Annotated in this window: 11 protein-coding genes; 3 read left to right on the forward strand and 8 right to left on the reverse strand. The window is 62.0% G+C overall.

What is annotated here, in order from left to right:
* The first annotated feature begins 130 nt into the window (after positions 1-130).
* Complete coding sequence (locus tag EOC06_RS06910) at positions 131-1,318, forward strand: Gfo/Idh/MocA family protein (protein WP_127269535.1); 1,188 nt, start codon at positions 131-133, stop codon at positions 1,316-1,318.
* 39 nt (positions 1,319-1,357) lie between these two features.
* Entirely contained in the window at positions 1,358-2,212 is an 855-nt protein-coding gene (locus tag EOC06_RS06915) for a sugar phosphate isomerase/epimerase (protein ID WP_128307398.1), read from the forward strand.
* A 74-nt stretch (positions 2,213-2,286) separates the two neighbouring features.
* Here the strand turns inward: EOC06_RS06915 and phnE (EOC06_RS06920) are convergent, their stop codons facing one another.
* The 4 genes from phnE (EOC06_RS06920) to phnC all read right to left on the reverse strand — a co-directional run bounded on the left by phnE (EOC06_RS06920) (position 2,287) and on the right by phnC (position 6,741).
* Positions 2,287-3,837 carry a phosphonate ABC transporter, permease protein PhnE gene (gene phnE / locus EOC06_RS06920; RefSeq protein WP_128307399.1) on the reverse strand — a complete coding sequence of 517 codons (1,551 nt, stop codon included), beginning with the start codon at positions 3,835-3,837 and terminating at the stop codon, positions 2,287-2,289.
* A gap of 4 nt (positions 3,838-3,841) precedes the next feature.
* Entirely contained in the window at positions 3,842-4,816 is a 975-nt protein-coding gene (gene phnE / locus EOC06_RS06925) for a phosphonate ABC transporter, permease protein PhnE (RefSeq protein ID WP_127271835.1), read from the reverse strand.
* A 74-nt stretch (positions 4,817-4,890) separates the two neighbouring features.
* Positions 4,891-5,799 (reverse strand): phosphonate ABC transporter substrate-binding protein, encoded by a 909-nt coding sequence (phnD, locus tag EOC06_RS06930; RefSeq protein WP_127321054.1) that lies wholly within the window; start codon positions 5,797-5,799, stop codon positions 4,891-4,893.
* Positions 5,800-5,883: 84 nt separating this feature from the next.
* Positions 5,884-6,741 carry a phosphonate ABC transporter ATP-binding protein gene (gene phnC / locus EOC06_RS06935; protein WP_127267986.1) on the reverse strand — a complete coding sequence of 286 codons (858 nt, stop codon included), beginning with the start codon at positions 6,739-6,741 and terminating at the stop codon, positions 5,884-5,886.
* Positions 6,742-7,083: 342 nt separating this feature from the next.
* Between phnC and EOC06_RS06940 the strand changes: the two genes are divergently transcribed.
* Entirely contained in the window at positions 7,084-7,449 is a 366-nt protein-coding gene (locus tag EOC06_RS06940) for a hypothetical protein (protein WP_128307400.1), read from the forward strand.
* 13 nt (positions 7,450-7,462) lie between these two features.
* Here EOC06_RS06940 and EOC06_RS06945 read toward each other — a convergent pair whose 3' ends face one another.
* The 4 genes from EOC06_RS06945 to EOC06_RS06960 form a co-directional block, all read right to left on the reverse strand.
* Positions 7,463-8,080 carry a DapH/DapD/GlmU-related protein gene (locus tag EOC06_RS06945; RefSeq protein ID WP_128307401.1) on the reverse strand — a complete coding sequence of 206 codons (618 nt, stop codon included), beginning with the start codon at positions 8,078-8,080 and terminating at the stop codon, positions 7,463-7,465.
* Positions 8,077-8,784: a phosphonate C-P lyase system protein PhnL gene (phnL, locus tag EOC06_RS06950; RefSeq protein WP_128307402.1), complete on the reverse strand. Its 708-nt coding sequence runs from the start codon at positions 8,782-8,784 to the stop codon at positions 8,077-8,079. The genes EOC06_RS06945 and phnL overlap by 4 nt, the downstream gene beginning before the upstream one ends.
* A gap of 37 nt (positions 8,785-8,821) precedes the next feature.
* A complete protein-coding gene (phnK, locus tag EOC06_RS06955; protein WP_127267988.1) occupies positions 8,822-9,598 on the reverse strand; it encodes a phosphonate C-P lyase system protein PhnK in 777 nt (258 codons plus the stop codon).
* Positions 9,595-10,257, reverse strand: a 663-nt coding sequence (locus EOC06_RS06960; protein ID WP_245469378.1) for an alpha-D-ribose 1-methylphosphonate 5-phosphate C-P-lyase PhnJ, incomplete at its 5' end; no start/stop codon positions are given. The genes phnK and EOC06_RS06960, both read right to left, overlap by 4 nt.

A 10,257-nucleotide genomic window follows, 5' to 3' on the forward strand; every position in this document is an offset into this window, starting at 1 on the left:
CTTGAGGGAAGGGTGGCCCGAAGGGCCGGGAGGGGTCGGTTCATGCCGATCTCTGCCTCAACGACCCCACCCGATCCGCTGCGCGGATCGACCTCCCCTCAAGGGGGTGAGCAACAGCGAGGAGCAAGACATGGTCGGCGCATCGAAGTCGGAAACGGGAGGCGGCCCGATCCGCTACGGCATGGTCGGCGGCGGGCAAGGCGCCTTCATCGGCGCGGTGCACCGGATCGCGGCGCGGCTGGACAACGACTTCGTGCTGGTTGCCGGTGCTTTGTCAGCCGACCCGGCCCGTGCCAAGGCCTCGGCCGCCGAACTGGGGCTCGACCCCGCACGCAGCTATGCATCCTATGCCGAGATGGCCAAGGCCGAGGCGAAGCGCCCCGACGGCATCGAGGCGGTGGCCATCGTCACGCCCAACAATGTCCATGTGCCGGCGGCAAAAGCTTTCCTCGAGGCCGGCATCCACGTCATCTGCGACAAGCCGCTGGCGACGACGCTGGCCGAGGCGAAAAAGCTTGCGGCGATAGTCGAGAAGACCGGCAAGGTGTTCGTGCTGACGCACAACTACACCGCCTATCCGATGATCCGGCAAGCACGCGAAATGGTCGCCAAGGGCGTGCTCGGCGACATCCGCATCGTGCAGTCCGAATATCCGCAGGACTGGCTGACCGAGGATTTGGCCGCGACAGGCCAGAAGCAGGCGGCGTGGCGCTCCGACCCCAAGCAGGCAGGCGCCGGCGGCGCGCTGGGCGATATCGGCACGCATGCCTACAACCTCGCCCGCTTCGTCTCGGGGCTGGAACTGGACTCCCTGTCGGCCGATCTCGACGCCTTCGTGCCGGGCCGGCTTCTCGATGACAACGTCAACGTCATGCTGCGCTTCAAGCCTATCGGCAAGACGCATCCGGCCAAGGGCATGATCTGGGCAAGCCAGGTGGCGCCCGGCCACGAGAACGGGCTGAAGCTGCGCATCTATGGCTCCAAGGGTGGGCTGGAATGGGTGCAGGCCGACCCGAACTATCTCTGGTACACGCCGTTCGGCCAGCCGAAGCAATTGATCACCCGCAACGGCGCCGGCGCGCTGCCGGTGGCGGGCCGTGTCAGCCGCGTGCCGTCGGGCCATCCGGAGGGCTATCTCGAAGGTTTCGCCAACATCTACCAGGAGGCCGCGCGGGCGATCCGGGCAGCGCGCCGCAAGGGTGGCAAGCCGCCCAAGGATGTCGTCTTCCCGACCATCCAGGACGGCGTAGAAGGCATGGCCTTCATCGAGGCCTGCGTGAAGTCGTCGAAGAAGAATGGGGCGTGGACGAAGCTCTGAAATAGAGGCGGTCCGGGGGATTCAAGGGGAGGGGCGTCGATGAAAATCGGCATGTGCATGTTCTTATGGACGACGGCCGTGTCGAAGAAACACGAGCCGCTGTTGCGCGACATCAAGGCAACGGGCTTCGATGGCGTCGAGATACCGATCTTCGCCGGCGCGCCGGACGACTACAAAAAACTCGGCGATCTGCTCGACTGCATCGGACTGGAGCGAACGGCTGTTTCGGCCATGGGCGATCCGGCGATGAATTTGATTTCGGCCGACGCGGCGACGCGCAAGGCCGGTGTCGACTACATGAAATGGGCGATCGACTGCGCGCAGGCACTTGGCGCCGACACGCTGAGCGGCCCGCTGCATTCGACGCTCGGCGCCTTTTCCGGCTCAGGGCCGACGGCTGCCGAGAAGAAGCGCTCGGTCGCCTCGCAACGCGCGATCGGCGACCATGCCGGCAACAAGGGCGTCACCATCGGCCTCGAGGCGCTCAATCGCTTCGAATGCTATCTCCTCAACACGATGGCGGATCTGTCGGAGCATATCGACACCATCGACCGGCCGCACATCAAGGCGATGTACGATACCTTCCACGCCAATATCGAGGAAGCCGACCCGATCGGCGCCTACACGAAACACCGCAGGAATGTCGTGCATATCCATATTTCGGAGAATGATCGCGGCGTGCCGGGGCGCGGCAACATTCCCTGGACCGAAACGTTTTCCGCCATCCGCAAGAGCGGCTATGACGACTGGCTGACGATCGAGGCGTTCGGCCGCTCGCTGAAGGACTTGGCGGCGGCAACGAAGGTGTGGCGCGATTTTTCCGAGACGCCGGAAGCGGTCTATCGGGAGGGGTATAGGCATATCAAGAGCGGGTGGAAGAAGGCCGGCGCCTGAGACGCGAGCCGAAGGTCGGCGAAGCAAAACCCGTACCACCTTTGCTTCGTCGACCTTCGATTCAGGATCGTGGTCTAAGCCGCCGGCAGCAGGCGGGCGGAGGCGCCCCGCGCGCGCTCGTCGTTGCCGTTTCCGACGGTCCCCATCAGTTTGCGGCGGAGATGGTTGGAGATATTGTCGAAGACAAAAACGACAATCAGGATCAACAGCACCATGTAGAAAACATTGGCCCAGTTGGTGCCGGTGCGCATGGCTTCCCATAATTTCAGACCGATGCCGCCGGCACCGACGGCGCCGATGATTGTCGCCGAGCGGGTGTTCGATTCCCAGAAATAGAGGGATTGGCTAAGGAACACTGGCAGAACCTGAGGCAGCACGCCGTAGCGTTGCACCATTGTTGGTGTGGCGCCCACCGAGCGGATGCCTTCGCGCTGCTTGTCGTCGATGTTTTCCAGCGCCTCGGAATAGAGCTTGCCCAGGGTTCCGGTATCGGTGAAGAAGATCGCCGACATGCCGGCCAGCGGCCCCGGACCAAAGCCGCGGGTGAAGAACAGCGCCCAGATCAGCATGTCGACAGACCGCAGGAAGTCGAAGAAGCGTTTTGTCGCCTGGTTGGTCAACCAGTTCGGCGTGATGTTGCGCGCAGCCAGGAAGGCGAGCGGAAAGGCGACGACCGAGGCCAACACTGTGCCGACAAAAGCCATGACGATGGTTTGCAGAAGCTTCAGCCACACGTCGCCGTGTTGCCACTCGGCATTGTAGAGGATGTTGTCCCAGGCAAGCGCTGCGTTTGACCTCGACGGATCGATGCGTTCTCCGGAGACGATCAATGAAGCGACCTCGCCAAACGATTTTCCCCAGAATGGCGAATTCGTGTCAAACACAAAATTCGCCCAACCAAAAAACCGCCTCCAGGCGATCACCTCGTCATTTTGCACTTCAGCGCGGCCCAAAAATCCGAACGAGACATAGGCTGTCGAACCTGGCTTGCGTTGCTCTATCCAGTCAGGCAGCGGTGTGCGCGGCGTGACAGACCTGTCCTTGGCAATGTCGAAGACGACGCTTTCGGCGCCGCGCGTCACCGTGACAAGATTTGGCGCAATGGCAATCTGGCCGCTGCCAAGGACGACGGTCGCCGCCACCACGGCCTTTTCGCGCACCGTTTTGGGCGCGGCCGGAACTGGTTTGTCTGGCGAGGGGGCCGGATTCTCGGCCGTTGGCGCGCCAGCCGCCATGAACGAACCCTGCGACGACTTGTCGGTCGCGGTCGCCGGTGCCGGTGCGGCGTCGACCCGCCGCTCGACTTCGGCAATCTGCTTGATAACCCAGTCGGGATTTGGATTGGATCCAAGTTTGGAGAAACGAGAGTAGTCGATGGTCAGATAGCCGTCCTTGAATTCGATGTCCGGGCGGATTTCGTAAGACACCCAGTCGGCGAGATAAGCGCCGGCCAGGTTCCAGTTCGCCTTTCCGAGAACGATGCCGATCGAGAAGAACCACGAGCAGTAAAAGGTGTAGAGGATGCATAGAAGGATGCCGAACGGGGCGGCATAGCGCTTCCATAAAGGCCGCTGAAACGCATCGGGATAGCGAGCGGCGATGTCGTTGATGGCGTCGGCGTTCATTGCGTTACTCTCCGCGCCCGTATGCGAACGCCTGCCTGCCGACGAGACGTTGTCTCAGCCATGCCGAAAACTGGTCAACGGCGACAATCGTGCAGAACAGCAGAAACACGATGGCTATGGTCTTGGCCTCATGGCCCCGGCTGATCGAAAGACGCAGGGATTCGCCGATGCCGCCGGCGCCGACGGCACCGAGAATGGTCGAAGCGCGCACATTGATCTCGAAGCGGAGCAGGAAATAGCTCATGAAGTTGGGCAGAACCTGAGGCACCATGCCGAACCACACCCGTTCGACCCAGTTGGCGCCAACGGCCCGCAAGCCTTCGTCAGGCTTCATGTCGGCGTTCTCGACCACTTCGTAGAACATTTTTCCGAGCGCGCCGACGGTGTGGATGCTGACCGCGAGGATCGCTGGAATGGGCCCAAGCGAGAAGATCGCCAGAAAAAAGCCGGCAATGACGATTTCCGGAAAGGCGCGGACAATTTCGAGGAAGCGGCGCGTGGTGAAGCGGAGCCAGCGGCTGGCCGTCACGTTGCTTGCAGCCAGGAAGCAGAGCAGGAAACCGAAGGTGGAGCCGACCAGGGTCGAAAACAGCGCAATGTTCAGGGTCTCGATCATCCGGTAGAAATACTCCGGAATGTAGATGCCTTGGGTCAGGTAGACCCGGCCTTCGGGATAGTCGAATTTGAGGCTGCCATCGTCATAGGGCGACGGCAGGTCGAACAGCGCGCGCACCGGGTCGAACCAGTCGCGCGGCTTCAATTCGACGAAAAAGTCGGCGATGTGGGGAAGGCGGTCGAAAAACTTTCCGGCGTTGGTCTCATTGGCGAACCAGAGCGAGCCCGAGAGCGCAAGCAACAGGAAAACCAGGCCTCCGATCGTGTAGAGGCGCCGGCGAGCGGCGAGGTCGCGCCAGTGCCGCTCGGCCAACGCTCCTTCCGTGGAGAGCGCAGGCGCGCGGTAAATTTCGGTCGCACTCATCGATAGTTCCCCAGCCCGTGACGCGGCAACGCCGCCGGCGGCACTTTGGCCCCGGCGGCGTCGTGCCTTTTGGCTTACGAGCCGATCTTCGCCTTACGAGCGTCGATGATCGCCTGATAGAATTCCGGGGTGACCGGCGAATAGCTCTTGAAGTCGCCGCCTTGCACCGCCGCGAAACAGGCCGGGTCGGTCTGCGGAAGCTTGGTCAGGAAATCGGTGATCTTCTGCTTGGTGTCGGCGTCGAGCGAGGTGCGTATGACCAGCGGGCCGTTCGGGATCAAGGGGGACTGCCACAACTCCACGAGGTCGTCCATCTTGAGGACACCCTTGTCGACCATCTTGCGCAGATTGCCGGAGCTGTAGCCATCCTTGAAGTCGCCGACGCCGGAGGCCCAGGTGGTGCCGGCATCGAAGGTGCCCTTCAGAACTTCAAGGACAAGCTGTTCATGGCCGCCGCCGAAACCGGTCGACGCGAAATAGCTCTTCACATCCATGCCGATGTCTTTGGGCAGCGAGGTGACCGGGACCAGGTAGCCGGAAGTCGAATCGGGATCGGCGAAACCGAGTTTCTTGCCCTTCATGTCAGCGAGTGTCTTGATGCCGGAATCCGCACGGGCGACCATAACCGAATGGTAGCCGGTCGAACCGTCGGTCTGGACCGTCGTCAGGATCGGCTGAACCGCGTCCTTGTTCTCGAGGTAGACCTTGGCGTAGGCGGAAGCGCCGAGTTCGGCATAGTCGAGCGTGCCGCCGAGCAGACCCTGGATGACGCCGTCGTAGTCGGCGGCCGGGAACAGCGAAACTTTCTCGACGCCGAGAACTTGCTTGATGTGGTCGGCGAAGCACTGGTAGTTGCGCAGACGGTCGGCTTCGTTCTCGCCGCCCAGAATGCCGACGCGGAATTCCTTCAGATCCTGTGCCTGGACCGAGCCCATCGCCATGGCCATGATGGAAACGGCACCGAAAAGTATCTTTCTAAACATCTCGTCTCTCTCCTGTTGGTCCCGGCATCGCGCCGGCTGCGTTGGGATATGATGCCCTTGACGCGGGCTGGCGATCCAGGTCGCTCAGTAACCAGGAAAGGCTGGCTCAAGCGGTCCGGCGGATGCGGCGATTTTTTGCTTGATGATGACACTGGTCGAGGTGATGGCCTCGGAGATTTCGCCGCCGCTGCTGTCGGCGCCGTAGACCATGCGCACGGCCTCGCGGTTGAGCTCTTCCGGCGGGCCGTCGAAGACGACCTTGCCGGCAGCCATGCCGATGATACGGTTGCAATAGGTGCGGGCCGTGTCCAGCGTGTGCAGGTTGGTGATCACGGTGATGCCTTCGCGCAAATTGATATCCTGCAGCGAATCCATAACCACCTTGGCGTTGAGCGGATCGAGTGACGCGATCGGCTCGTCGGCGAGGATCACCTTCGGCTGCTGCATCAACGCGCGGGCAATGGCGACGCGCTGCTGCTGGCCACCCGACAAGGTGCCTGCGGCCTGCAGCGCGGTGCGGGCGATATCGAGACGCTCCAGCGCTGCTATCGCCTCGGCTCGTTCCTCGCGGGAGAAGATGCCGAGCAGGTTCGACATGGTGGAGCGGTGGTTCAGCCGGCCGAGAAGCACATTGGTCAGCACGTCGAGGCGCGGCACCAGGTTGAACTGCTGGAAGATCATGGCGCAATCGCGCTGCCAGCGCCGTAGTGGCGAACCGCGCAGCTGGGAGACCTCGGCGCCGTCAAAAAAAATCGACCCCTGGCTGGGATCGATGAGACGGTTGATCATGCGAAGAAGGGTCGATTTGCCGGCGCCCGAACGGCCGATGACGCCAACCATCTGACCCTGCGGGATCGCGATGTTGATGTCGCTGACGGCGGTGTTCTTGCCAAATCGTCGGGTGACACCGCGGATTTCGAGCGTGGCGGAATTTGCTGGCATGGGGGCAGGTTCCAGGTCCGGACCATTGATCGTCAGGCTCTCGCCTAGCGCAGCCACATGAACCTGCCGTGTCGCGGTGATGTCAGTTTTGTTACGCTCCACAGGTGTGGAGTTTACGGTCGGCCCAGGACCAGCAGTTTCCTCGAAGCGCTCCAGGTCCCTGACGCTGCAGAAGGCGGGCGGCTTGATTTCGACTACGGGAGCCTGCTGCTCGAAAAGTGCCAGGCAATCATTGAACAGGTCCCGCCATGCCGCGGTACGATCGCAAAGGGAAGCTGCGGGTTTTCACATAATCAAGAATGAAATAAGCATTCAGGCTCATGGGGGCAGGAGGCTTACCAATTGGCACGCTGGCGTCAGTGGTTGAGATTGTATGTTGCAGGAGTGATCGCTGTAACAAGCTTTGCAATGGGTCTGCTTTTGATACTCGTATATCGGGTTGGTAGCCTAAATCATCCGGTATCTGGATACCTTTACAATTATAAAAATGGGCGCGATACGGCAATTGTTTTGATGGTTCTAATATTCTTTATCGCGTTAGTTACGATCCGTTTTGCCAATAAGGCTGATGTGAAAGCCAAATCGCTTATAAATATTGGATATGATGTGAAATTTGTGGAATTTATTAGGCTAAATCAGACGGTCGCCGCTGTTCTTATGACGTTAACCTTCCTTTCTGTTATTTTGGACGTTTGCCTAAGCGGCTGACCTGTTCGGGCTGTCAACCTCCGTGCTTCTCCAAAAACTGATTGGCCGACAGTTCGCGAAAATCATCAAGGGCAGCCCGCAACCTTGCATGGTCCCAGTCCCACCAGGCGAGCGCCTGGTAGCGTTCGGCCGTGCGGCGATCGAAGCGCTCGCGGATCGGCTTTGCCGGCACGCCGCCGACAATGGTATAGGGCGCGACATCTTTCGAGACCACCGCACCCGCGCCGACCGCGGCGCCATCGCCGACGGTGACGCCGGGCAGGATGGTCGAGCCGTGACCGAGCCAGGTGTCGTGGCCGATGGTGACGCGTTTAGCGCGGCGTTGGGCGAAGAATTCTGTCTCGTGCTCGGCATCGTCCCAATAGTCCGAGGCGCGATAGGTGAAGTGATGCAGCGTCGGCCGCCAGGTCGGGTGGTTGGTGGCGTTGATGCGAACGCTGGCCGCGATGTTGGCGAACTTGCCGATGGTCGCGCACCAGACGGAGCAGTCCTGCATCATGTAGGAATAGTCGCCAAGTTCGCTTTCCGAGACCCGGCTGCGGTCGGCGATCTCCGTCCAGCGGCCGAGCGTCGAATTCTGTACATCCGCCGTCGGGTGGACCAGCGGCGTCTCGGACAATTTCCTGCTCATGCGGCGATTTTTCCGGACGCGAACGCGGTGACGTCGATGATGCGGTCGGCAACCGCCTCGCGCACATCGTGGTCATGGAAGATGCCGAGCAGGGCGACATCAGCCGCCTTCTTGGCGGCGATGAGTTCGATCACGACATCGCGGTTCCTGGCGTCGAGCGACGCGGTCGGCTCGTCAAGCAGCAGGATCGGATGCTCGGTGATGAAGCCGCGCGCGATGTTGACGCGCTGCTGCTCGCCGCCGGAGAAGGTCGCAGGCGGCAAAGCCCAGAGTTTCTCCGGCAGGTTGAGCTGCGCCAGCAAGGCGCGGGCCTTGTCTCTTGCCGCTTCGCGGTCCTCGCCACGCTCGACCAGCGGTTCGGCGACGACGTCGAGCGCCGAGACGCGCGGCACGGTGCGCAGGAACTGGCTGACATAGCCGATCGTTTGCCGGCGCACCGCAAGCACGGTGCGAGGGCTGGCGGTGGCCAGGTCGATCAGCCCGTCATCATGCGTGACGATGATCTGGCCTTCGTCGACGGCGTAGTTGCCGTAGAGCATCTTCAGGATCGAGCTCTTGCCGGCACCGGACGGGCCGCCGAGCACGGTGCATTCGCCGGCCCTGATCGAGAACGAGACACCGGCGACAACAGGCAGTTTGATGCCGTCACGCAGATGCATGGTGAAGCTCTTGGCAACGCCGGAAACAACGAGCGGGGTTGCCATCAGAAGGTTCTCCAATCGTCAGTCGTTTGCGTCATCGTCAAACCTGCAGAATCGAGGAAACAAGCAATTGCGTGTAAGGCGCGCGCGGGTCGTCGAGCACGCGGTCGGTGAGACCGCTTTCGACGACGCGGCCGTCCTTCATCACCATCATGCGCTGCGACAAAAGCCGCGCCACGGCAAGGTCATGGGTGACGACGATGGCCGCCAGACCAAGATCGGTGACCAGACCGCGCAGCAGGTCGAGCAGGCGCGCCTGGACCGAGACGTCGAGGCCGCCGGTTGGCTCGTCCATGAACACCAGACGCGGGCCGGTGACGAGGTTGCGGGCAATCTGCAGGCGCTGGCGCATGCCGCCGGAAAAGGCGCGGGGCTCGTCGTCGATGCGGTCCTCGTCGATCTCGACGCGCGATAGCCAGTCGACGGCGGTGGCGCGGATCTTGCCGTAGTGGCGGTCGCCGACCGCCATCAGCCGCTCGCCGACATTTGCGCCGGCCGACACCGTCATGCGCAGGCCGTCGGCCGGGTTCTGGTGGACAAACCCCCAGTCGGTGCGCATCAGGAAGCGGCGCTCGGCCTCACTCATGCGGTAGAGCTCGCGGAACTGGCCGTCGCGCATGCGGTAGCTGGCGCTGCCGGAGGAGGGCAGCAGCCGCGTCGACAGGCAGTTGAGCAATGTCGTCTTGCCGGAGCCGGACTCGCCGACCACAGCCAGGACTTCGCCCGGCCACAGGTCGAAGGAGACGTTGTCGCAGCCGACGCGCGAGCCGTAGAATTTGGAAAGCGCCGAGACGCGCAGCAGCGGTTCGTCGGTCATTGCGCCGGCTCCATTTTTTCCGAGGCAAGATGGTTTTCCGGGGCAAGGTGGCCGTGATGGCCGTCCGCCCGCCGCTTCTCGCAATGATCCGTGTCGGAGCAGACGAACATGTGGCCTCCATGGTCGTCGAGGATGACCTCGTCGAGATAGACATTCTCGGCCGCGCACAGCGCGCAGGGCTGGTCGAAGGTCTGCACCTCGAACGGATGATCCTCGAAGTCGAGGCTGACCACTTCGGTGAAGGGCGGCACCGCATAGATGCGCTTTTCGCGGCCGGCGCCGAACAGCTGCAGCGCCGGTGAGCGATGCATCTTGGGATTGTCGAATTTCGGCGTCGGCGACGGGTCCATCACATAGCGGCCCTCGACCTTGACCGGATAAGCATAGGTGGTGGCGATGCGGCCGTGCTTGGCGATGTCCTCGTAAAGTTTCACATGCATGAGGCCGTATTCTTCCAGCGCATGCATTTTGCGCGTTTCGGTCTCACGCGGTTCGAGGAAACGCAGGGGCTCCGGGATCGGCACCTGATAGACCAGCGCCTGGCCCGCCGTCAGCGGATGTTCGGGGATGCGGTGGCGGGTCTGGATGATGGTGGCGCTGGCGGTGTCGGTCGTCACCGCGACGTTGGCGACCTTCTTGAAGAAGGCACGGATCGAGAC

The organism is Mesorhizobium sp. M7A.F.Ca.MR.362.00.0.0 (assembly GCF_004023175.1).
Classification (GTDB): domain Bacteria; phylum Pseudomonadota; class Alphaproteobacteria; order Rhizobiales; family Rhizobiaceae; genus Mesorhizobium.